Raw genomic sequence first — 22,720 nt, 5'->3', positions numbered from 1 at the left:
ATTTATGAATATTATTATTATTTGGGGAATGCCTTTAATTGAGGATAACGCTCAGACTATCTGTGCAATAGAAAAAGTGAGAACTTTGAAAAAACTTGGGCACGAGGTATTTCTAATTAGCCCTTCAGTACCTCTTAGCTTATACAAATATAATCAACTTAAACTACCTGTACTATTATTGTGCCAAATACCATTGTTTATAAAACTATTTCTAAAAGTAATTAGGGAGAAGCCAGATATCCTTCATTCAAGTTCTGCACTTATACTCCCTTCATTGATAATTTCTAGGGCATTTAATATTCCTCATGTTGTTGAAGTTCATGGGATTCTTTCAGAAGATTCAAAATTAGTAGGTGTTAATAAGTTTGTCATAAAACTTATGGAAATTTGTGAATTCTCATCTTATAGAATTTCAAAACTAATCTTAACTAATTCGGAAGGTACTAAAGATGATTTAATTCATAATAAAAAAATCTCTCCCCAAAAAATATCAATAATTCCAAATGGTGCAAATATTGAATTATTCAAAAAAATGAATGTATCAAAAAAAGTGTTAGGATTAGATGAGCAAAATAAATATATCATTTTTGTAGGGAATCTTGCACCATGGCAAGGTTTAGCTTGCTTAGTTGATTCAATGCCAACAATAATACAAAACAATTCAGGCGTCAGATTACTTATTGTAGGAGATGGTATTTTAAAAAATGAGTTAATCCAAAGAGTAAATGAGCTGAAACTTGAATCGGTCGTAGATTTTAAAGGTTCTGTTCCATATGAGGATATTCCTAAATACATAAATGCAAGCGATGTCTGTGTAGCGCCATTTATTAAATCCAGAGATAATCTGATGTCTCCTTTAAAACTGTTCGAATATCTGTCATGTGAGGTGCCGGTAGTAACTTCAAACATACGAGGTGCAAGAGAACTAATTGAAAATAATAGTTGTGGATTACTATTTAATCCCGATGATTGTAATGAATTAGCGGAGTCAATTTTAAAGCTTCTCAATGATAAAAAACTGCGTGATGAAATGGGTAAAAGAGGACGTGCGGCTGTTGTAAGTGGTTATAGTTGGGAAAGTATTACAAAAAAAATTGAGTCAGAATATCTACAGCTTATCTAATTTGGTACTGAAGACCATCATAAATTCCTTTGTAAAAATTCTTCAAATTCTTAGTATTTTTTTGTGTGATGAAATTCAGTGAATTTATTATAAAATATGTGGTGAAAAAAAACGCTGATGAGGTTATAATCTGTAAAGGTGTTCCGTTTCTCTTCATAAATATAAATCGGTTACGTGTATATAAATATGTATAGTAGTTTGATTTTTTCGATGTTACTGCCTCTTTGTGCCAGATCTTTGAATTTGGAACATAAACTACCTTAAAATTATTATATTTAGCTTTTATGCATAATTCTACCTCTTCGTAGTACGCAAAATAGTCTGAACATAAAAATCCTAATTTCTCCATGACATCTATTCTTGCTAGTAATGCACAACCAGACACATACCCGACTTCACGAGTTTTATCATATTGTCCATGGTCTGGTACATTACAACCAATCAAAGGTGTCCTCCCTGTAAAATAGTTAATTGTACCTCCTACGGACTGTATTCGATTATGATTATTATGAAAATATACCTTAGGTCCGACGATGCCAACTTCACTATAATTTTCTGCTACTTTGATTAACTCAGTCAAAAATTCAGGATCCACTATCGTATCATTATTAAGAAGCAATACATAATCTACCTTTTTTTCAATGGCTCTCTTCATACCCACATTGTTTCCTTCAGCGAATCCTAAATTTTCTCCATTTTCAATAACTTCTATTTCAGGATATTTTTGTCTGAAAAACTCTGGGGATCCATCAGTAGACCCGTTGTCAATAAGCAATATATCATAATTTGAATAGGTTATGTTCTTTAACGATTCGAGACATTCAATTGTGTCATTTTTTCCATTCCAGTTTAATAATATAATTGTCACTTTGGGATAATTCATATTTGTCTCTATCTCCATTTAATCATTATTAAATAAATTAATTAAAAAAGAGTTACACTTTAACTTTTCCACTATTATTTCTGTTGTTTTTTAGATTCCAATTTTAACTGTGAACTCTTTTTTCCGTTTTGTTCTTTAATGGTTCATTCTTTTGGCATCGGTTAACGAATTTTATGCACAACTCCGAATACCATGTATAGCGATTTTCCAACAGAATCCTCTTAGATGTTGCATAAAATATTTTTGATGTTTTGCTCCTTAACCGAATCCAAATGATGGTTCATTATGTAGTTGGGTTTGCTGAACTGACCATTGACAATCTTAACAGTATCCATTTATTGAATAACTTCAGCATGGTTTCAACAAATTTTTCCCCTGTATTCCAAAAAGCCAGGAAATTCTTACAATCCTGTAATCATCCATATTCTCGATGATTTTCTTCTCACCAAGAAGTTTTGAGTGACCAAATACATTAATCAGATCTGGGATGTCAGCTTCTACCTACTCTTTTTTGGAACACGGAGAATTCTACACCTACCCATTCTCCAAAGGTCGGCGAGTCTTTTCTTAGGTCCATGGCCATATCTTATACTCTGCCTTCCAGAACTCTAACAAGTTTTGCCTGGCTGTAGGGAACCAGCTGGTAATGGAGGTCGCGGATCACTCCACAGGAAGATTTTGATTTATTGTCCTGAACGAAGTTGTATTCTTTACCGGTTAATAATTCCAGTGTCTTTTTGTTATAGCTTTCAAAAAAATAGCCTCGGCCATCGGCAAACACTTTTGATTCGAGAATTAAAAGGTCTTTTATTCTGGTTTTTATCGGGTTCATCTATTTTACCTCATTTAATTTTGTTCAGGCCAATTGGTATGAACCTTCATCAATTCTACTTTTTTTGAATCATCTTCCTTAGTTATTAATACTCTTTGGTCTATCCTGTATTTCTTTGATCTTGCTTTTCTTTTTAATCATTTTTTTAATTATAATCCGGTTTTCCCCAGTCTTTGTAAAATATTTTTATATCCCTCTCACATAAATAACTTTCTCAAATAATTTATTACTTCTGTGGATTTTTGGAATTCTTCTACGTATTAATATTTTGAGCCTGAATTCCGTCTTTTTAAGCGCATATATGCCTTTCCCCAAATATGAGAGGTCAGATGATTGTGATTTAAAAAATATTACCTTGCATCTTATGTGCTTATGTTTAAACGCATGAGTCAACATCAAGCGACATTTATGCGCTTAAAAATGCGGAATTAAGGTTTGAGAAAAACAATAACCGATATATTTAGTTGAGATTATATATATTAGTAAGCATAAAAATGTTTGTGGAAAAAGAGGATCAAAACCAAAGTTCACTAGTGTTTTCTCTCCGAATCAAGATTGTAAATATTATGGAATTTCAGGAAAAGGAAATATCATAAGCAATAACATCTATCAAATCAAGAACGAGAGAACTCGAAAACACATCTTCTGCGAATGCGGCAGAGTTTTCAATGATTGAATCAACACTTCTTTTCCAATTTCCAGAGAGACGAATTCATTATCTAGTTAGCCTTAAAAATGGCCATTGAAGGAATGTCACTGAAAGTCGTTGAGGAAGTAATGGAGGTTTAACCAGCTACAGTCAGTACTTCGCTAATTTTCATTTCCTCATAAACGAGGCTGTTTGATACCTTTATATATGATAAAAATTGCCTTCATATGTTTTTTCATCATATAAGTCTGTATATACCCTTAAATTTGAATTAAAGTCAAAGAATATATTAATACCGTATTAAGACCTCTCACTGACCATGTGACCATCAAGATCAACAATTATCTTACAAGTGAAGACTTTTATCGACTAATAACCCCTAATTTTACAGCAACAAATATTATGTAATGTACAAATAGGCTTTATGCTTCTGTTTTCTTCATACAATTCAAAGTTTTATCGTGTTTTTATTTATTTTACTATTATTCATTTATTATATACTCTTTATGCCGAAGCAATGCGTTTTTTATAAAAAATATGTATAAATTAATCGGATCTGTTAAATTTAGGATAAATGAGAGAGCACCTGTAGATGTGGTAAGTAGGATATCAAGTTGAATTTTACTCTCAAGTTCCTGGCTGATTGAAATAAACTTTAGATACTTCGGAAGAGCCTGCGGCATGTAAGTGTGAATATTTTGTACTCTTATAATATCGTTTTTCTCGGATTCATTTTTTTATTTTGAGTTCATATCTTTTTTAACTCTCGTATTTCATATGTTTTTGCGAGCCAGTATCTCAATCCTATAATGTTGTATCGATCGAACTAAAGCGTTACTGCTCCTGTTATTGTATACTTTTTATTTATTTCAAAAAATCTATCAATAAATTTATATACTATTTTCCTAATATACACTATAAAAAATTAAAATGTGTTTAATATTCAAACAGTCGTACTCCAATATCCTGACTGCTTTTTGAGCCACTATAATTGTTTCAATTTGATATTATAAATTTAAAAGGAGTTTAAAATTGAGTAACGAACTGATTGTGGGCAACAATGCTCAGTACCAGGACCATATAGATAACCCTCATATCAGGGGGTATAATCTCAAAATATAACTGTCATACTTCCGGCTTTCAACGAGGAAGTCTCCATCGGCAATATAGTCCTTCTTACTAAATTCTATTCTGACAACGTAATCTTAGTCGCTAACAGAAGCTCTTGTCGCACTGCCGAAATCTCCAGGAAAGCAGGAGCTCACGTGATTGTGCATGAGGGAAATAAAGGCAAAGGAGCAGCCCCCAAAAACTGGTTTTTAAGCCGTAGCCAACCTCAGCGCTGATATAATCGTGCCAATGGACTCTGAAAATCAGCATAACCTTGGTGAAATTCAAAATGGCGGTGAAAAAATAAATTGGTTTAGATTTAAGTCCACAAAGTTGTAAAAATTTACTCTGAAAATAATATTATCAAATATGAAATGGATCTGGAGTTTCCACGCTAACTAAAGAAGTACAATTGAAAAAATAAGCTTCATGTCTGAAGACTATTTTTTGTTATTGGAAAAAATGGATTTTTATCAATGTGCATTAAAATATAATTTACTAAGTTTGTGTGATTAAAAAGGGGATGGCATTTCAAAGTAAATCTATCTGAAAAATCAGTAAACTTGTCAAATTTATAACTCAATCATACGTTTTCTAATGTGGATATAACTCACAGATATGAATATTGGACTCTTTATATTGGAGATAAAATATGTCTACATACAGAGAAATAAAGGAAGATGTATCACAAAATAATCTTCGAGTAAGATCTGTTTATGATTATGAATCTCAATTTAATTATATTGAACAGGAACTATTAACTAATTCTTTGGATTTTATAGCATTTGTCATTTCTCCATTTCATGCACTCGGAGTTGATTCTTTTTTATATGAACTTTTTAAAGAAAAAAAGCGAAAATTAAATGGACTAATTATTGTAAATTCTCACCACAAAGACGGAATATTAATAAATGAAAATCATTTCTCCTGCTTGACTTTTGTAAATGCATCATTCCGATATGTCCATAAATCAGAAGAGTTATCCCTTTTCCAAAAAAGCAAAACTGCAATTGAAATATTTAAAGGAATTTTTAACGCTAGGATTGGGACAAAAGCTACGAACAGTCTATATATAATTTCTGTGATGAGCATCCCTCCCCAATCCTTTAAATTTTTTAAAAACAAAAAAATAACCTCTAAATATATCCCACAATATATTCTAATTGATGAAGGCATAGGCATGTATTTTGATAAAGATTTTTGGACCCTAGTTCAAAAATATGACATCAAATCTAAAACTAACGTTAGTAAATTTAAAAATTTAGATCTAATCTCAAAAATATTTTCCTTTCTGGTTAAGAACATAACTACAAAATTCTTCAAGCCTGAAAATCGTTATTTATTTACTCGAGAATCCAAATTTTTGAGCCCGAATTGGGGTGTCATATCCTCTTATAGGGAAATAATATCTCTAAGAAAAGACAATGTTTCTGTATCAATGAAAATCGATCCTTCCTCAAAATGGGCGATTATTGCGACTCAGCCTTTTGTGGAATATGATCAAATAAATATTAAAGATTTCATACACTGTTTGAATGAGATAATCGACATTTTAGTGGATAAGAAGATTGATATTTTTCTTAAGCCCCATCCAAGGGAAGACATCCGTAAATATGATGAACTAATAGATGTCAACAAGAATATAATTCTATTAGATAAGTCATTTCCATTAGAAAATTTGTTGCAGTTAAAGCCAAATCTAATTGTTGGATTCACAAGTACGGTATTGCTTACTTCTTATCTTTTTTATAATGTACTTCCTGTTAGTTATATCGATCAATTAATGGAGAGATCTGATGATCCATTACTATCCATCACAGCAAAGGGATTTAAAAATTTTTTTGGAGATCTTGTTTTTTTTGGAAATTTAAATTACATTTTAGAATCTTAAGTTAGATTTTAGAAATAACTTGAATAAAAACAACTCGAATATTTATATAAAATTAATCAGTCGATCAAAATTAAAAATATGTTGATTAATATGACTAAAAATGAAAATATTCTTTTAGTTCAAAGGATGGGGTTAACAGGGATTACCAACTTCCTCTTAAGTTTTAGCGGAATTATTTTATTGCCTGTTCTTACAAAAAATATTTCTATTGAAGAATATGGCTATTGGGTTCAAATTGGAGTCACTGTAGGGATGGTAACAATATTAGCTATGCTTGGGTTGCCATTTACATTAGTTCGGTTTTTAGCTTCATTGCACAAAGTGGATGAAATTCTTGAAGTATTTTACTCAATGTATTTTATAGAACTTCTTATAAGTATACTTGTTAGTTCAATATTTTTTATCTTTTCCGGAAAAATCGCTTTAGTGCTATTCGGTGGAAATAATCTGATTGTACACATCATGGCAATTCTTATATTTATTGAATGTATGAATTCTTTTCTTATAGGATATCTGAGGGCAAGGGAACAAATAAAAAGATATTCAATATTGAATCTTTTTAAAGCAATTTTACAAATAACCTCAATTTCTTTTTTAGTGCTCTCTGGAAAGGGAATTATAGGTGCAGAAGTCGGATTATTATTTAGTTCACTGTCTATATTTTTTGTTTTAAACTATGTAATCGTCTCAGAAATTGGCTTTAAAATTCCAAGGTTCGAAAATATAAAGGATTTTCTTACATTTGGAATTCCCACTATTCCTAGTAATTTGTCCAATTGGGTGGTTAATGCAAGTGATCGTTATGTCATTGGATACTATTTAGGCTCTGCATCTGTGGGTTATTATTCTCCAGGATATTCACTTGGAAATATAATTAATATATTTTCTGCCCCTGTTAATTTTATATTGCCAGCTACACTGTCCAGGCATTATGATAATAACAATATCAACGAAGTTAAGAGTATTTTAAGTAATTCACTTAAGTACTACCTAATTATTGCAATTCCTTCATTTTTTGGTTTATCGTTTCTATCTAAACCGCTACTCACTATTCTGACAACTCCTGAGATTGCATCAAAAGGCTATCTAATTACACCTGTTGTTGCATTAGGTTCTTTATTTTTTGGAATTTACGCAATATATCAAAAAATAATTATCTTAGAGAAAAAAACAATGACCACAGCTAAAATATGGTTTATTGGAGCAATCTTGAACCTACTTTTAAATATTATTATGATTCCTTACTTTGGAATCATAAGCGCTGCATTTACTACGTTAACAGCATTTGCATTAAGCTTAACCTTAATAATGAAGGAAACCTCTGCATTTTTAAAGCCCGAGTTTGATTATAGTTTAATTTTGAAAATATTATTCTCTTCAAGTGTACTGCCATTAATTATTTTGTCAATAAACCCAAAAAATCTTCCAAACATTGCTCTTTCCATTTTTATCTGTGTAATCATTTATTCTTTTATATTATATTTTACAAATTCATTTAAAAGAGATGAACTTATATTTTTAAAATCTATATTCTCTGTTAAATAATTAGGCAGTGTGTCTAATTTCCTGTAAAATTACGAATCTCACGAAGTTACAAGGTAGCAAATTCCATCTCGGAAGAACAAAATCACACACAGTACACAAAAAATTGACTTAGAATTTACAGCAAATCCGCGATACTGATCATAGAAATTTAGTGAGACTACAAAATGAAAGCAAAAATCATCTCCATAATCCCTGCACGTGGTGGAAGTAAAGGGATTCCTCAAAAAAATATACGCCTTTTAGCTGGAAGACCACTTATTGCTTATACAATAGATTGCGCACTGAATTCTAAGTATATCAATAGGGTTGTTGTATCTACAGATGATGAAGGAATAGCAACTATCTCCGAAAAATACGGGGTAGAAGTTGTCAAAAGGCCTGAGTCGTTAGCTCAAGATAACTCTCCTACAATTGATGCAGTTCTTCATGTTCTTGAATTTCTGGAGATTCAAAATGAAAAACACATTATTATTGTTCTACTTCAACCTACTTCTCCGCTAAGAAATTCTCAAGATATTGATAATGCAATTGAATTGTTCTTTAAAAACACATGCGATTCTGTCATCAGTGTTTGTGAAAGTGAACATCCACCATTCTGGACTTATAAAATAGATGATCAATATCTTAAACCAATCCTAGGAGATAACTATTCAAAAATGAGGCGTCAGGATCTTCCAAAAAGTTATATACTTAATGGTGCTATATATATATCTACAGTTGAAATTATTCAAGAGTGTAGAAGTTTTAATTCCCACAAAGTCTCACCATATATAATGCCCTCCATCAGAAGTGTAGATATTGATGATGAATTAGATTTTATTGTAGCTGAATATATATTTAAGATGTCGAAGAATTTATTGTAATTTTATGGATAAAGAATTTTATATTTTTTAAATAATAAAGAGATAGTTTTTATGAAAAATTTTAAAATCTCCAATAAACTCATAGGAGAAGATGAACCCTGCTTTATTATTGCAGAAGCTGGTGTCAATCACAATGGGGACATCTATATTGCAAAGAAATTGATAGATGTTGCTGCTGATGTGGGAGCAGATGCGGTTAAGTTTCAGACATTCAAAGCTGATAAACTAGTACTTCCGGATGCAGATAAAGCAGAATATCAAACAAAGAATACAGGCTCACAGGACACTCAATACCAGATGCTCAAAAAGCTTGAATTGACCGAATCCAATTTTGAAGAACTTAAAGCTTACGCAGAAACTAAGAATATTATCTTTTTGTCCACTCCTTTTGATAATGAGAGTGTAGATTTTCTGGATAGCTTAGGTGTACCTCTTTTCAAAATTGGTTCTGGAGACCTAACCAATCTACCTCTTCTTCAGCATATTGCCAAAAAGAACAAACCTGTAATTTTATCCACTGGCATGTCAACTCTTGGAGAAATTGAAGACGCTCTTCGCATTTTAACAAATAAGGGATTAAGAGATATAATCATTTTACACTGTATAACCAGTTATCCTGCAAAAGCTGATGAAGCAAACCTGAAAGTTATTAGAACCTTAAAATCATGCTTCAAGCTACCAGTTGGGTTGTCAGATCATACTCTAGGTATTAATGTTTCTTTTGCGGCGAGAGTGCTTGGAGCATGTGTAATAGAAAAACACTTTACACTTGATAAAAAATTACCTGGTCCAGATCACGGAGCTTCTCTTGATCCTGAGGAATTAAGAGCTCTAGTAAATGGTATGAGGGAAATTGAAAGTGCACTTGGAGACGGCATAAAAAGGCCCACAAAAGAAGAAGAAAACATCACAAAATTTGTACGTAAAAAGATTGTTGCCTGTACTGATATTCCCAGAGGAACCATCATTGAAGAGGTAATGGTAATGTTAAAAAGAGTAGGTACTGAAGAGGGAATAGAACCTAAATACTTCTACAGCGTATTGGGGAAAAAAACTCTTCAAGATATAAATATCAACTCTCCAATAAAGTGGACTATGATAGAATGAGAAAAATTCTATACATATCAGGAACTCGAGCTGATTATGGCTTGATTCAATCCACTCTTCGAAATATAAATTCTCATCCGGGAATGATATTGGAAATGATTGTTACTGGTATGCACCTGATGGAAGAATTTGGAACAACGATAAATGAAATTAGAAAAGATGGATTAAAATATCATACAATCGAATCAACTTACAAAAAAGATGAGAAAGGATCAATGGTAGAGTTTATTGGAGTGTTTCTTCAAAAATTATCTCTGAAAATTAAGGAAATAAATCCAGATATAATTTTAGTTTTGGGAGATCGGGGAGAGATGCTTGCGGGTGCCATTGCGGGAGTATACTTGGGAATTCCTGTGGCACATATTCATGGTGGGGAAGTTAGTTCTACAGTTGATGACCTTACTCGGCACGCAATTACAAAACTTGCTCATATACATTTTCCAGCAACCAAGTTAAGTGCTAAAAGGATTATTAAGATGGGAGAACCTGAAGAAACTGTATTTGTTGTTGGAGCCCCGGGTCTGGATTCGATACTATCTGAAAAGTTAATGGAACCAGAGAAAATTGCAGATTTGTATGGATTAGACTTATCAAGGCCCACAGTTGTAGTTATCCAGCATCCGGTGTCGATGGAAATTGAGCATGCAAAGGATCAAATCAGGCAAACGTTGGATGCAGTTGTTGATCTAAAGTTTCAAACGGTCGTAGTATATCCAAATGCTGACGCCGGCGGGAGAGAAATGATTGAAGTTATAAAACATTATGAAAACAATCCAAATATCACTGTATACAAAAATATTCCGCGCAAAGAATATTTGAGTTTGCTAAAAGTTGCCAATGTACTGGTAGGAAACTCAAGTAGTGGAATCATAGAAGCGTCCTCTTTTAGGTTACCAGTAGTAAATATTGGAACTAGGCAAAAGGGCAGAGAACGGGGGGAAAATGTAATAGATGCGAATTATGAAAAAAATGATATTAAATCAAAGATACTAAGATGTTTATACGATGAGATCTTTTGGCAAAAAGTTAAGAACTTTAATAATCCTTATGGTGATGGAAAAGCAGGAGATAGAATTACAGAAGTATTGGACAATATAAGTATCAATGAAAAACTATTACAAAAAAGTTTGAGTTATTAATATGAGATTTGAAAACTGGAAGATACCAGAAATCAAAGAAGGGGAATTGACTAAATATAATTGGATGGTTCAGCACAAAGATAACCTGAAACTTGGTTATAAGACCGATATTGGTGCTTTCACTTATATTAATGCCAAAAATGAGGTAGTAGTCGAAGAGTATGTTCAGATAGGTTCTCACTGTTCGATATATTCAACATCCACTATTGATAATAAGAAAGGTAGAGTCTACCTTAAGAAAAATTGTAAAATAGGAAGCCACTCTGTAATTATGCCTGGGGTAACAGTAGGTGAAAACTCAATAATAGGAGCATTCAGTTTTGTAAATAGTGATATCCCAGATAATGTTGTAGCTTTTGGTGTTCCTGCCAGAATTGTTAAGGAAACGAATCTTGATAACTATGAATTCTAACGAAAAATGCTAATGAGTTTAATGGGGTCGAATCTTTTGTCATGGAAAATCCCTCTTTTTAAAATATATTGGGATGAATCTGATGTCGAAAATATAAGTAACTGCATAAAAAGTGGAATGTACTGGGCTGAAGGGCCAGTTATTCAAGAATTTGAAGCTTTAATTGCAGATTACATCGGGACAAAACACTGTGTTACATTTAATTCAGGAACCTCTGCCCAGCATGCAGCTCTTCTCGCTTATGGAATTAAGGAGGGTGATGAGGTAATTGTGCCCTCATTTACTTTTATCTCTACAGCAAATTCTGCTTTATTTGTAGGTACAAAGCCTGTTTTTGCGGATATTGAAGAAGAAACGTTTGGACTTGATCCCGATTCTGTTCTGGAAAACATATCCAGTAAAACGCGGGCAATTATGCCTGTTCATTATGGGGGATGTCCTTGTAAGATTCAGGAACTCCGTGAAGTTGCTGACGATTATGGCTTGATTTTAATTGAGGATGCTGCTGAAGCTTTTGGAGCGGAAATTAATGGGAAAAAAATTGGAAGCTTTGGGGAGGCTTCAATGCTCAGTTTTTGTCAGAATAAAGTTATAACTACTGGCGAAGGGGGAGCACTTGTAACTAATTCAGAGGAAATATATCAAAAGTTGAAACTGCTCCGATCTCACGGAAGAGCGGATAATACTCAGTATTTCTCATCTACTCAGACTTCGGATTATATAGCTCTAGGGTATAACTTCAGAATGTCCAGTCTAACCGCTGCTCTTGGAATTTCTCAAATTCAAAAAACTGCCGAGATTATTAAATTGAGAAGGGAGAGAGCCTCCTATTTTATATCTCGCTTGAAAAAAGAAGTTGAGAACAATGTACATTTTTCAGAAATTCCTAAGTCATATTTTAACGTTTACCAGCTTTTTACTATTCTTGCAGATAAAAGAGATGAATTAAAGGACTATTTGGCAGGCAGAGGAATTATGACAAAGATTTATTTTTCTCCAGTTCATCTCACTTACTTTTATAAAAATATTTTAGGATACGAATGCAAACTTCCAGTTACAGAAAATCTAGCTAGGAGTGCTCTAACATTACCTATGCATCCCTGTTTGACATTTGACGAAATAGACTATATATCTAACGAGATAAAGAATTTTTATGGAGATTAATCCTATGTATAATACGAGTTTTTTTAGGGACAAATCTATTCTTGTTACTGGAGGGGTAGGATCTATTGGAAGTGTACTTGTAAAGAAACTCCTTGAGCTAGACCCACGAGTCATAAGAATTTTTGATAATAACGAAACAGGTCTTTATGATCTTTATAATGAATTGCAGTCTAAAAAAATAAGACCGTTAATAGGAGACATAAAGGATAAAGAGAGAGTAAGTAGAGCTCTTGAAGGAATAGATATCGTGTTCCATGCTGCTGCTCTCAAGCATGTCCCTCTCTGCGAATACAATCCTTTCGATGCAATTAAAACAAACATCCTTGGCACCCAAAATATTATGGATGCTGCACTTGACCATGCTATTGATAAAGTAATTTTAATTAGCACAGATAAAGCTGCCAACCCAACAAATGTTATGGGCGCTACTAAACTGCTCGCTGAAAGGCTTACTGTCTCCATGAACTACTATAGGGGGAAACGAAATACAGCTTTTTCTTGTGTTCGTTTTGGTAATGTGCTTAACACCCGTGGCTCGGTTATCCCACTGTTTAAATGTCAGATTGCAAAAGGTGGACCTATTACTTTGACGGATGCAGGTATGACTCGGTTTATGATGACGATCCCAAAAGCTGTAGACCTTGTATTCAAGGCTACTGAACTTAGTAGAGGTGGAGAGATTTTCATACTCAAAATGCCTGCATTAACTGTTAAAGATTTAGCAGAAGTTATAGTTGAAGAATTTGCCCCTCAGTATGAATATAGGTTAGAAGATATTGAAATAAAAATTGTAGGTAAGAGACCTGGTGAAAAAATATATGAAGAACTAATGACAAGTTATGAAGCAGAGTATGCTTACGAAAATGCAGATATGTTTATAGTATTACCCGAAAACTTTAAAGAAATATTCTCTTTATCTTCCACACTTCCAGAAGGTTTCAGGAAGACTGATAGAAAGGCATACTCTTCTAATGATTTATATTTTGGATTTCTTAATAAAGTGGAGATAAGGGAGTTATTATCAGAAATGTAAATTGTCTGTCTCTGAAATTTTTATCACTAGTGTCGCGTCAATCCTCAATTATCGGATAAAGACGTGACAATTTTATCCTTGCATCATCTGTTGTAAATTGCCAATTAACCTTTGAATTTTTGTTGTTTCTGTAATTTTGCCATGCCAAAACTTCTTTTCTAATAACCTAACATAGGTTCATATGACCCTTTAATCACTCTTGTTATTGATTTTCAAGATCAGTTATATTCTTTTTTTCTTTTTCATATGACTTAATTATCTCTACATATTCCTTGACTACATATATCGGGAGCCCTGTAAAGAATGCCATATCCCATTCATTGTATCCAGCCGTATAGAGCTTTTCTATACGTGTTCCATCTTTGATATATCGATCTACCGACTCTGGAGTATGATCTATCAAACGCGCATTTTCTGTAGTAGGAATCTTTTTCTTGTAATTATGGAATGCTAATCTCTTATGAGTTAAGGATTTTCCCATGTCCATTTCAGTACCAGCTCTTGGAATGACTTTCTTTGTCTTTTTTTCATAACTTGTAACGTGATTGGAAATCATGGCACCTGACACCCTTAACAATATAGCGATATCCGTTTCTGTAAGCACGCCTCCCTGTTCCTTTGTTTCAGTGCATAACCTAACTATTAGTTTCTCTATCAATTCGTTTTTCTTTACCTTCGTTATTCTGTCCTCAATATCTTCGGGACATATCAAGGTTAATGTAACAGGGATGAGTTGCATATCACTCAACTTTTTACTCTTTGAATACTTCTGTCCTGCCTTTAACACAAGCCACCTCATTTGACCTGGACGAACAAATTCTCCCCGTAGATAGTATTGGTCATTCAACTCTACAATTTTTTTAGCGAACAGTTTGACTACATCAGGACCTCCTATGTATCCAAATTCTGTCGTTATAAGGTTGAACAGGCTTGTTTCATAGGTCTTTGCCGCAGAAGGACCATATGCTTTTCTATAATAGTCCTCTTTCACATTCTCATCCCCGCATTTTTTTTGGAAACTCACTGGTGAATCATAAACCAGTTACGTTATCTATTAGCTCTTCGACTCTTTGTTTATGGTCCCCATCCTTGTATTTTTATGAAAAGTTCCTGGTACTCTTTTACCAACCGTTCTGAAATTCCAACGATTAATCGGATATTGTCTATTGATTCCTCTCTCTGTGTAAGAATAGAGACACGAGAAAAGTCTTTGATATAACGTTCTATGCTTTGTAAAGAATGTCTTGTTGATCTCTGGATCTCAGTTGACGTATATCCTTTCACGTATAACTCTACAATTTTTGATTTATGTGATGAAGGACCAATGTCTTTGACGATACCTCTTAAGGGGACATAAAGTTCTCTTTCTCGGAAGTGTTTTATGTCTCTTTTTATTGTGCTGTAACTGCTTTTGAGAAGTTTTACAAGATCTTTGATCGTTAAAAGAGCATTCTGATCTCTGGCTTCCTGGGTGATCCTTAACAATATATGCTGTCTGTATGCAGATAAACCAAATTTCTCGTAGACATCCATATCTTCAGGAGCATCTAATGTCAGGATAACCTCTACGTGCTTTGAATCAAGAATAGATTTGCCAGGGCCTTCTTCATCAGAGATAGCAAGATAAAGAATTTGACCATTACAAACTCCAGAATCATCATTCTGAAAGAAATCTTTACTCAGATCAATTATTGCGTCTGCAATTATAGGGGCAAAACTGAATCCGTTTATTAAACGAAGACGAAACATTTGTTCCTTCGTCATCCCACTCTTTAGAACATATATATCGTTCATATGGACCACCAATCTTACATTTAGGTCGTGGGTCATATGAACCAATAGGACTTTGACAGTTCCCACTAACTTTAATGAAAATTTTCTTCTTTTTCCGATTTATATCAGAAAATAACATTTGACAGTTAAAAAATTCGTTAAATTTTCTAAGAATTTCGCTGTTATGAATCCTGTGATTATTTTGGTAAACTATGAAAAAACTTGACGTAATTTGAGGTTTGTGGCTATATGAAAATATAAATCCTGACCGGCGATTGATCTTTTCACTCCAGAGCTGTGGGACTTTCACAAATATAATTTAAAATGAACCTATATCATGCTATTCTCTTTTTTATATAATTGCTTGAATACGAATGGAGGGATGCTCAGATATATAGTTTCTGACCACGTTCTTTAACGATCAACGCTCAGGGAAAAATTGCAGACTCAAAATGAGTATGAAAAGCAGATTGTTTGAGAATTTACACAGAAAACTTATAAGAAATTAGATAAGAGGAATTTATGGAGTTCAAAAGTATTTCCCGTACCATACGAACTCCATAAAATACACCCTAAAAGGCAGTGATTATGTTAGCTTTGTCTGTATTTAAGCTTGCCTGATTCTGCCTCCTAAGGGAAAAACAACTTAGGAGTTAGACGAATGGTGACGGCACAGGCTGAAACTAAATGGTATAAGCAATTACTGGAGTCAAACAAGATCACCGTTAATGATTTTGACACAGAGTTGACAGAGTACGAAAAAGTAGGAGATCAAATTCATTTCAGTGGTACTTTCAAATTTGATGTTGAAAAAGAGATAGACAAACAAATTAAAAAACTGAAGTCCAGTGGAACAGTTTCAGGGATTATTTATCCAGACTCTTCAATTCACACAGAGTGCACTGGAGATAATTTTAAACTTGTGACTGACACTTCTAAAATTGGTGAAGATGAGGAGAATTATTTATATCAAACCGAGCAGATACTGACAGTAAATGGAAAAACAAATTCTCAAACAGAAACATTTGAAGTATCTAAAGCACAAGTCGATGCCTATGAGGCACAGTCAGTAAACTTCATAGAATCTAATGATTCAGTAATGTCTATGAAATCGACAAAGGTAAAGGTCGATTTACTAAGAACTGCTCCACTTGGATGTTATCTTGTTTTTAATGATGTTGAGTAAGCTGACCTTTTAGCAGCCGGAACGGTACTATCATTGATATTGGCATCCTTCGGAATGGCACAGGGTGCTCTTCTGACTGCCGTCGCTATTGCTATTGGAGAAGCAATACCAGAGTTTTTGGATGTAGAACCAGAAGACATATATCTCGATTTCTATACAAATCCTACATGGATCGAAGTAGATTATTACTATTATTATACGTAAATTATTAGTACATAATTTACTTTTTTATTTTTTTTAATTGTTGAAAGATCACCAAAAGAATCAAGAATTTTAAGGGATTACAATGAAAAAAAAGTTAGCTAATATAGTGTGGCATGTGTTAATATTAGTAGGCTTAGTTATGGCGTTATATAATGTGTACCTTTCATGGTTTGAAGATAACTATAGTTCAAATTTATCATATCTTACATTGATACTTGTAATATTATCAGTAGCTGTTAAAGAATATTCGAAAAAACAATAATTAAAAGAGAATGTCTCAAATTAATCCTTAAAATCCATTATCTAGTTTGACAAACGCAGAAGAACCTCTAACTGCGCAGCAAATTGAGGATGCTCTACAGCTTGACCGGAAAAGAATCACCGATGCATCTCGGGCACCTGAGGAAATGTTCCTTTGCCTCGTTCTGGGCTGTTTCAAAGGTATCTTCCCACTCTTTTCGCCATTCGGGAGACATTCCTTCCTTGCGGTCATTGAGGATGTCCAAGTCCCTTTCAATCGCATTTCCAACGCCGTTACTGGCCTACAAGGTCAGAGCCTACCTAAAGAGCTTTTCCTACCATACCGAACAAACCTATTTTCTTATAAGTCCTGGATTCGATGAATCTCGTTTTGTAGTCGTCCTCGCAGATATCACAGTAGAACGTAAACTGGAAACCTGATTCCGAACTGTTGTCTTCATAGTTTCTTGTAAAAGGCAGGAATTGTGACTTCTTGAAACCCATTTTTATCACTTTAACGGTTTACCGCATTTGATACAATTCTTGGCTGCAGGGGACTACTTGGTCCTTCATTTCGGATTGGGGCAGACAATGAAAATCGGAGCACTGCAGTTGCTGCACTTATCCTCGAGAAATGTCTCTTTTCCGCAGATTTCACAGACGACCCACAGTAAAATGCCGCAGTGGCTGCAAACTTTTTGCCTCGTCCTCAAGAAGGTATCTGCATACAGGGCATCTTATAGGTACAAGAGGGTTCTACTGGCTGAAAAAAGAAAAGAATGGCTGAAAAAGCTGCCGGAAGAATTACTGCATAATCCTTCTCGCTTCAATATAGTACCTTTTCTCGTTTTCCTTTCCAAGGGAAAAGGACTTTCTCGGGAGAATTCCCTTCTTTTTTATGAGAGCAAAGAATTCGCTTCTCTTTAAGGCCGGGAGGAAAAAGCCAACACTTGCAGGCTCTTTACCGAGTTTCTCAACCACCTCAGGGTCGTGTTCATATTCAACCGGATAAGCGTCAATAACCTCGTCAAGAGTCTCGACCTCCAGGTCATGCTTCGGGTCATCAAAGACAAGGACACCCCGCCTGTCTTTTGTTATAAAGCCAATTGAGTGGCTAATATCTGAAAGCCAGGTAGTTGGGTCCCCGGCTGAAGATTCTATAATCCTTGCATTGAACCTTTTAAGCAGTTCCTCAGGGTCAACTCCTCTTACTATTCGGTGAATCGGTTCAAAGGTAAGTCCGGGGTCATGGAGGTTTACAAGCTCGACAAGGGCGTATCTGGCCGGGTGGTTGTCCGGGACTGTTCCTTTAATCTTCTCCCAGAAACTCTTTGCTGCGGCAAGGCTGTGGTTTCCGTCTCCGACCAGGAGGGTCCCAAGCGCCTGAATTTTTTCAGAAATTTCCTCAATTGTCTTTTCGTCGCTTATCTTAAAGCCTCTGATATGACCGCCGTCTTCCATCAGGTCAAAATCATAAACCTTATTTTCTTCATAAACAGGATCAGCTGTGTTTCTGGGCAAAACGGAAAAGTCCGGGTCATCATATAAAACAAGGACATGAGTAAGTTCAAGTTCGGCATTTTCTCTTATTTTCACTCGTGCAGGAAGCCTTTCTTTGATTGTTTTTTCAGTCGGCCTGATAAAGGATTCGGATCCGTCATACTCGTACCCTTCCAGGTCGACCGCAACGACCAGACCTGTCCTTTCACTCCCTGCGACCTCACGCTTTACAAGAATAAAGCAGGGACCGTGATCAACAAGAAAAGTCCTGTAATTGCGCATCGCTTCATGAATCTTATTCACTCTATTTTCATCTAAAGGAAGATAGATTTCAGGATAAATTAAATTAAGAGTGGAGGGGGTATCTCCAACAAATTCTTCTACTCTTTTCCAGTACTCCATATCCTGAGTATGCTGGTCACAGGCAATTACTGCCCATTCTTTCCAGTTAGCCTCCTGGAGAATAATGTGAGGAACGTGTAATATCATGGATAATAAAAAAATAGAGAGGAGATATAAAGATTTCTAAACTCTTTATCCGAAAACTTCTCCGGGCATATGCTGGAAACAGAGGATCCTGACTCGGACCCCGGGCACAGCTAGTGTTTTTGTTGTTATCTCCCGTAACAGGAGGGTTCAGGCGGGTTCAGGCGGCTTGCGGGGCTGTGAAGAATAAAGGGTTTTCTCCACGCAAATTCCCCCGGAAAAAACAACAGCTTCCCATAACTCCCAAAATCAGAATAAGAATGGGGCTAAAAATCACACTGCTTTATTTTACGACTTCATACCCTGCGCTCTTCCACGCAACCATGCTTCCAAGGACATTGTATACTTTGTTATAACCGTGCTTTTTCAAAATTGAAGCTGCTATATTGGAACGCCTGGCACTGCCGCAGTAGACAACTATCGGACACTCTTTTGGAATTTTGTCCAGGTTATCTTCCACATGTCCGACATATATGTGCCTGGCCCCTTCGATGTGTCCGGCTTCCCACTCCTCGTTGCTCCTGACATCCAGGATCACAATTTCCTCGTCTTTTTCGATTCTGGCCTTCAGGTCGTGGACGGATATGAGATTAAAACTGTCAATTTGCAGGGCTTCCATATACCAGGCTGCAATTCCGCCGTTCAGAAAACCTCTTATATTGTCATACCCCAGCCTGACCAGGTATCTGACAGCAGTTTCCAGCTGCTCTTTTTCTTCGAGTACCAGAAGGATGGGCTTGTCGGAGGGGAGCATCCAGCCTGCAAAGGAAGGCAGACCTCCCAGCCAGATGCTGTACGAACCCTTTATATGGGCTCCACCAAACGAGTGGGGCATGCGTGTATCTACAACCACGGCTCCTTTCTCTATCTCTGTTTTGAATTCTTCAGGAGAAAGCAGTTTCGGAACCGGCAGTCCTTGCAGTAGGGGAGGACCCTGCAGATTGTACTTCTCCATTTTCTTAAAGTAAGGCGGAAATTCGAGGCTCTCCTCAAGCTTGAACTTTACAAACTCTTCTTTTTCAGTCTTCTGTAGAACGGGGTTCTGGATTCTTTCCAGGCCCAGGGTACTGTATTCCCTATCAGAGATCATGCCTCCGCAAAGTGAACCCGCTCCATGTGCCGGGCAGAGTATTACTCCGTCTCCGAGCGGAAGTATTTTGTTAAAAATGCTATCATAAAGGTTTGCTGCCAGCCTGGGAGCTTCTTCCGGACCGTAAAGATCGGTTCTTCCCACATCCCCCACGAACAGGGCATCGCCTGTGAAAACCATTATCGGTTCTTTGCCGGCATCAGGGTCCGTGAGAGCATAGGACATGCTTTCGTCGGTGTGTCCCGGAGTATGCATAGCAGTCAGTTTCAATGCCCCAAAACCGAATTCCTGCCCATCCTTTTTTATAATGTTTCCGTATTTGAAATCCACTCCGGAACCGTGATAAATTCCTGCACCCGTGAGCTTTTCCAGTTCAAGAGAACCAATTACATAGTCTTCGTTCCGGTGGGTTTCAAAGATGTATTTTATTGTCATTCCCTTGCTTCTGGCAAGATCGAAATAGACCTGACAGTCTCTCCGAGGATCGATAACAATGGCTTCATCTCCCGAGCCGATGAGATAAGAAAGGTGAGCCAATCCCTCAGACTTAATCCGCTCAAATATCATGTTTAACCCCCTGACAAAATTCTACATTTTAATACTGCTGTATCCGGACCTTTTCCGGGATCTTTTCATGCATGATGTACCAGATTTTTGTTTCCTCTGTTTTATTGTATAACTGCATGTTTCATATGGCTTTCTCAGAAAAGGGAGTCGAAAAAAGAAAGCCCAAAAATCGGAAAAATTCCCGAAACGAAGAGGAAGGTTCTTTGGATATACCGGTCTATATGATCTGGGAGGGGTTATTAATTCAAAAATATCGGGTTCTACAAGCTGATGTGTATAGTTTTCTCCAGGAATGGTGTGCAGGATAATTTGTGGGATAATTTGAAAGCGACCATAAGCCGGGTTGTGCAGGCAAGAAGGGGTTTTTGTAAATGGATACCGAAAGGCTTGCTTTCCTTTGCTCTCCGGACAGGCAGAATTTTCGCAAAAATTCTTGACATCTGCTTTTTTCCGAAGCTTATGGACCTCTTCTGGCAGACAATAAAACCCGGCACAAGAATGTTAACTCCACTTGAGGAACAGGAAGCTCGAACCGTATTTGGAGACAGCATCGATTACCGGCAGGTGCGTATCGACGAACATTCGCTAATTGCCTGGATCGGGGCTAAGATAAAAAATAGTCCTGGTATGGGGGTTGCCACTTTTCATACAATCAATTTCAATAAAAAGATTAAAACTGCTGCAGGCAATTCGGACATGAAGTGGCTTATTCATGAGTTGGCCCACGTTTCGCAGATGGAACACATCGGTTCGAAATATCTGATTGAAGCATTTTATGCCCAGGCAACAGAAGGATACGGATACGCTCAGGAGGAAAAGCCGCATTTCTGTGACTATAACCGCGAACAACAGGCTTCGATTGCTGCAGATTATTATAGCGCACTTATTTCGGGCAGTTCAACAGCCCCTTATGATATGTATATTGGAGAACTCCAGGCAGGAGAGTTTTAAACGCTTTTTTTCTTTTCTCGCTCGACTCAGGATATTTATCTGTCTTTGTTTTTTCTTTCATGATTCTTCTTTTGGGAAGGACATACATGCTGGCGTCAAATTTTTTCACGTAAGAAACTGGCGATTATTGTATTCAGGGATGTCAGTGAAGAGAAAGCATCGGTTCACTTTGAGATACCCTGTTATTCACTTCGAAGTGACTTTCGGGAAGCATTTCTCTTCTTTTCTAAAAGCACCCATAACTTTTCACATTCGACATCTGTTAACCCTATCTGTTTGACCAGATATTCTTCGGTTTTTTCATTTTTCACCGTATCTTTTAGCAGATTACTTACGGTATCCCTGTGGTGCCCGGTTATCCTTTCAATACTTCGTATCCCATTTTTTTCAAGGAAAAGCCGGTATATCAGAGCGATTTTATCACCGGGCAGATGTTTGCGGTAAACAGCTGTACCGATCGTATCCATGAAAAATTTTCCGCAATGCTTGCAATAGTATCTCTGGTGGCCGGTCCTGTATTTACCACGTTTTATTATGGCTTTTCCCTCCTCCTTGAGATAATATTCACATTCCGGGTTTGGACAGACAACTTCATCTGTTTTTCTGGTCATAAATTTTCCTCCCTGAGTCCCGACTTTTCCAACTGATTCATTGTATATTTTCCATATATACAAATCTGGACACAAGATTCAGTGGATTCCGTGAACTATTTTAATTTAATTGATAAGTTATGGATCTCTTGATATATCTATTTTACTTATTGCAACGTCTCCCTGAAATAGATTTCTGAGAAATTGGACCCTTTTACAATTGAAAAAAAGTAAAAAATTATGAAAAATATTTCTAATGAAATCTCCTCTATTTGGTTCCGTTGATCTCTTTATATAATTTTATTTATGGAATATAAACGGGGAACTGGAATGGTATCAAAATGAATAAACTTATCTTTTATCCTTTTATCCCATGCGGGAG

General features: G+C 35.7%; 22 protein-coding genes and 1 pseudogene. 14 read left to right on the top strand and 9 right to left on the bottom strand.

All coding sequences use genetic code 11. The annotated features are described in order from the left end of the window. Positions 1–4 precede the first annotated feature (4 nt). A complete protein-coding gene (locus MSSIT_RS21330) occupies positions 5–1,123 on the top strand; it encodes a glycosyltransferase family 4 protein (RefSeq protein ID WP_052721641.1) in 1,119 nt (372 codons plus the stop codon). Here the strand turns inward: MSSIT_RS21330 and MSSIT_RS12250 are convergent. From MSSIT_RS12250 to MSSIT_RS12245, 3 genes are all read right to left on the bottom strand, one after another. After that, on the bottom strand, positions 1,116–2,024 hold the full coding sequence (locus MSSIT_RS12250) for a glycosyltransferase family 2 protein (RefSeq protein WP_082088987.1): 909 nt from the start codon (positions 2,022–2,024) through the stop codon (positions 1,116–1,118). The genes MSSIT_RS21330 and MSSIT_RS12250 overlap by 8 nt on opposite strands. 330 nt (positions 2,025–2,354) lie before the next feature. After that, positions 2,355–2,483 carry a sugar nucleotide-binding protein gene (locus tag MSSIT_RS24870; protein ID WP_331456192.1) on the bottom strand — a complete coding sequence of 43 codons (129 nt, stop codon included), beginning with the start codon at positions 2,481–2,483 and terminating at the stop codon, positions 2,355–2,357. Between the two features lie 109 nt (positions 2,484–2,592). Continuing rightward, positions 2,593–2,838, bottom strand: coding sequence for a dTDP-4-dehydrorhamnose 3,5-epimerase family protein (locus MSSIT_RS12245; RefSeq protein WP_048174755.1), 246 nt, complete (start codon positions 2,836–2,838; stop codon positions 2,593–2,595). 1,767 nt (positions 2,839–4,605) lie between these two features. Between MSSIT_RS12245 and MSSIT_RS25565 the strand changes: the two genes are divergently transcribed. The 9 genes from MSSIT_RS25565 to MSSIT_RS12200 all read left to right on the top strand — a co-directional run bounded on the left by MSSIT_RS25565 (position 4,606) and on the right by MSSIT_RS12200 (position 13,751). After that, a complete protein-coding gene (locus MSSIT_RS25565; protein WP_331456191.1) occupies positions 4,606–4,833 on the top strand; it encodes a glycosyltransferase in 228 nt (75 codons plus the stop codon). A gap of 416 nt (positions 4,834–5,249) precedes the next feature. After that, entirely contained in the window at positions 5,250–6,488 is a 1,239-nt protein-coding gene (locus MSSIT_RS12235; RefSeq protein WP_048172702.1) for a polysialyltransferase family glycosyltransferase, read from the top strand. Between the two features lie 90 nt (positions 6,489–6,578). Next, positions 6,579–8,033: a flippase gene (locus MSSIT_RS12230; RefSeq protein WP_048172700.1), complete on the top strand. Its 1,455-nt coding sequence runs from the start codon at positions 6,579–6,581 to the stop codon at positions 8,031–8,033. 164 nt (positions 8,034–8,197) lie between these two features. Next, positions 8,198–8,896 carry an acylneuraminate cytidylyltransferase family protein gene (locus tag MSSIT_RS12225; RefSeq protein ID WP_048172698.1) on the top strand — a complete coding sequence of 233 codons (699 nt, stop codon included), beginning with the start codon at positions 8,198–8,200 and terminating at the stop codon, positions 8,894–8,896. 51 nt (positions 8,897–8,947) lie between these two features. After that, the gene (gene neuB, locus MSSIT_RS12220; protein WP_048172697.1) at positions 8,948–10,003 is read left to right on the top strand and encodes an N-acetylneuraminate synthase; all 1,056 of its coding nucleotides are present in this window, start codon (positions 8,948–8,950) and stop codon (positions 10,001–10,003) included. Further along, complete coding sequence (neuC, locus tag MSSIT_RS12215; RefSeq protein ID WP_231589795.1) at positions 9,985–11,142, top strand: UDP-N-acetylglucosamine 2-epimerase; 1,158 nt, start codon at positions 9,985–9,987, stop codon at positions 11,140–11,142. Before neuB ends, neuC begins: the two co-directional genes overlap by 19 nt. Before the next feature lies 1 nt (position 11,143). After that, on the top strand, positions 11,144–11,554 hold the full coding sequence (locus MSSIT_RS12210; RefSeq protein WP_048172694.1) for an acyltransferase: 411 nt from the start codon (positions 11,144–11,146) through the stop codon (positions 11,552–11,554). A gap of 36 nt (positions 11,555–11,590) precedes the next feature. Next, positions 11,591–12,718, top strand: coding sequence for a DegT/DnrJ/EryC1/StrS family aminotransferase (locus MSSIT_RS12205; RefSeq protein ID WP_048174754.1), 1,128 nt, complete (start codon positions 11,591–11,593; stop codon positions 12,716–12,718). 4 nt (positions 12,719–12,722) lie between these two features. Continuing rightward, the gene (locus tag MSSIT_RS12200; protein WP_052721639.1) at positions 12,723–13,751 is read left to right on the top strand and encodes a UDP-N-acetylglucosamine 4,6-dehydratase family protein; all 1,029 of its coding nucleotides are present in this window, start codon (positions 12,723–12,725) and stop codon (positions 13,749–13,751) included. Positions 13,752–13,788: 37 nt separating this feature from the next. On the opposite strand, the pseudogene MSSIT_RS23315 reads toward MSSIT_RS12200, so the two are convergent. The 3 genes and pseudogenes from MSSIT_RS23315 to MSSIT_RS12190 form a co-directional block, all read right to left on the bottom strand. Next, positions 13,789–13,917: pseudogene (locus MSSIT_RS23315) on the bottom strand (IS630 family transposase); the annotation flags it as partial. A gap of 36 nt (positions 13,918–13,953) precedes the next feature. Beyond that, positions 13,954–14,742, bottom strand: coding sequence for a DUF1670 domain-containing protein (locus MSSIT_RS12195; RefSeq protein WP_048172513.1), 789 nt, complete (start codon positions 14,740–14,742; stop codon positions 13,954–13,956). Positions 14,743–14,825: 83 nt separating this feature from the next. Continuing rightward, positions 14,826–15,545 carry a DUF1670 domain-containing protein gene (locus tag MSSIT_RS12190; RefSeq protein WP_231589794.1) on the bottom strand — a complete coding sequence of 240 codons (720 nt, stop codon included), beginning with the start codon at positions 15,543–15,545 and terminating at the stop codon, positions 14,826–14,828. A gap of 640 nt (positions 15,546–16,185) precedes the next feature. On the opposite strand from MSSIT_RS12190, the gene MSSIT_RS12185 reads away from it, so the two are divergent. The 3 genes from MSSIT_RS12185 to MSSIT_RS23310 all read left to right on the top strand — a co-directional run bounded on the left by MSSIT_RS12185 (position 16,186) and on the right by MSSIT_RS23310 (position 17,595). Continuing rightward, positions 16,186–16,710 (top strand): hypothetical protein, encoded by a 525-nt coding sequence (locus MSSIT_RS12185; RefSeq protein WP_048172690.1) that lies wholly within the window; start codon positions 16,186–16,188, stop codon positions 16,708–16,710. Between the two features lie 54 nt (positions 16,711–16,764). After that, complete coding sequence (locus MSSIT_RS24145; RefSeq protein ID WP_197080268.1) at positions 16,765–16,914, top strand: hypothetical protein; 150 nt, start codon at positions 16,765–16,767, stop codon at positions 16,912–16,914. A gap of 351 nt (positions 16,915–17,265) precedes the next feature. Continuing rightward, entirely contained in the window at positions 17,266–17,595 is a 330-nt protein-coding gene (locus MSSIT_RS23310; RefSeq protein ID WP_231589793.1) for a hypothetical protein, read from the top strand. Between the two features lie 363 nt (positions 17,596–17,958). Here MSSIT_RS23310 and MSSIT_RS12175 read toward each other — a convergent pair whose 3' ends face one another. Further along, positions 17,959–19,143: a DUF1015 domain-containing protein gene (locus MSSIT_RS12175; protein WP_048172688.1), complete on the bottom strand. Its 1,185-nt coding sequence runs from the start codon at positions 19,141–19,143 to the stop codon at positions 17,959–17,961. 280 nt (positions 19,144–19,423) lie between these two features. Beyond that, positions 19,424–20,797 (bottom strand): MBL fold metallo-hydrolase, encoded by a 1,374-nt coding sequence (locus MSSIT_RS12170; protein ID WP_048172685.1) that lies wholly within the window; start codon positions 20,795–20,797, stop codon positions 19,424–19,426. Positions 20,798–21,118: 321 nt separating this feature from the next. Between MSSIT_RS12170 and MSSIT_RS12160 the strand changes: the two genes are divergently transcribed. Further along, a complete protein-coding gene (locus MSSIT_RS12160; RefSeq protein WP_231589792.1) occupies positions 21,119–21,748 on the top strand; it encodes a hypothetical protein in 630 nt (209 codons plus the stop codon). A 182-nt stretch (positions 21,749–21,930) separates the two neighbouring features. Here the strand turns inward: MSSIT_RS12160 and MSSIT_RS12155 are convergent, their stop codons facing one another. Beyond that, the gene (locus tag MSSIT_RS12155; RefSeq protein WP_048174752.1) at positions 21,931–22,359 is read right to left on the bottom strand and encodes an IS1/IS1595 family N-terminal zinc-binding domain-containing protein; all 429 of its coding nucleotides are present in this window, start codon (positions 22,357–22,359) and stop codon (positions 21,931–21,933) included. Between the last annotated feature and the right edge of the window lie 361 nt (positions 22,360–22,720).

The sequence above is a fragment of the Methanosarcina siciliae T4/M genome (genome assembly GCF_000970085.1).
Lineage (GTDB): Archaea > Halobacteriota > Methanosarcinia > Methanosarcinales > Methanosarcinaceae > Methanosarcina > Methanosarcina siciliae.
The sequence above is the reverse complement of the archived record's forward strand: the minus strand, read 5'-3'. Positions and strand labels throughout refer to the sequence as shown.

Excerpts from the sequence above, each read along its gene's own strand:
- MSSIT_RS12155 (WP_048174752.1), bottom strand. The coding sequence starts at position 22,359 with ATGACCAGAAAAACAGATGAAGTTGTCTGTCCAAACCCGGAATGTGAA.
- MSSIT_RS24145 (WP_197080268.1), top strand. The coding sequence starts at position 16,765 with ATGGCACAGGGTGCTCTTCTGACTGCCGTCGCTATTGCTATTGGAGAA.
- MSSIT_RS21330 (WP_052721641.1), top strand. The coding sequence starts at position 5 with ATGAATATTATTATTATTTGGGGAATGCCTTTAATTGAGGATAACGCT.
- MSSIT_RS12190 (WP_231589794.1), bottom strand. The coding sequence starts at position 15,545 with ATGAACGATATATATGTTCTAAAGAGTGGGATGACGAAGGAACAAATG.
- MSSIT_RS12235 (WP_048172702.1), top strand. The coding sequence starts at position 5,250 with ATGTCTACATACAGAGAAATAAAGGAAGATGTATCACAAAATAATCTT.
- MSSIT_RS12200 (WP_052721639.1), top strand. The coding sequence starts at position 12,723 with ATGTATAATACGAGTTTTTTTAGGGACAAATCTATTCTTGTTACTGGA.
- MSSIT_RS12185 (WP_048172690.1), top strand. The coding sequence starts at position 16,186 with ATGGTGACGGCACAGGCTGAAACTAAATGGTATAAGCAATTACTGGAG.
- MSSIT_RS12230 (WP_048172700.1), top strand. The coding sequence starts at position 6,579 with ATGACTAAAAATGAAAATATTCTTTTAGTTCAAAGGATGGGGTTAACA.
- MSSIT_RS12225 (WP_048172698.1), top strand. The coding sequence starts at position 8,198 with ATGAAAGCAAAAATCATCTCCATAATCCCTGCACGTGGTGGAAGTAAA.
- MSSIT_RS12170 (WP_048172685.1), bottom strand. The coding sequence starts at position 20,797 with ATGATATTTGAGCGGATTAAGTCTGAGGGATTGGCTCACCTTTCTTAT.
- MSSIT_RS12175 (WP_048172688.1), bottom strand. The coding sequence starts at position 19,143 with ATGATATTACACGTTCCTCACATTATTCTCCAGGAGGCTAACTGGAAA.
- MSSIT_RS23310 (WP_231589793.1), top strand. The coding sequence starts at position 17,266 with ATGCTCTACAGCTTGACCGGAAAAGAATCACCGATGCATCTCGGGCAC.
- MSSIT_RS12210 (WP_048172694.1), top strand. The coding sequence starts at position 11,144 with ATGAGATTTGAAAACTGGAAGATACCAGAAATCAAAGAAGGGGAATTG.
- neuB (WP_048172697.1), top strand. The coding sequence starts at position 8,948 with ATGAAAAATTTTAAAATCTCCAATAAACTCATAGGAGAAGATGAACCC.
- MSSIT_RS12245 (WP_048174755.1), bottom strand. The coding sequence starts at position 2,838 with ATGAACCCGATAAAAACCAGAATAAAAGACCTTTTAATTCTCGAATCA.
- MSSIT_RS12250 (WP_082088987.1), bottom strand. The coding sequence starts at position 2,024 with ATGGAGATAGAGACAAATATGAATTATCCCAAAGTGACAATTATATTA.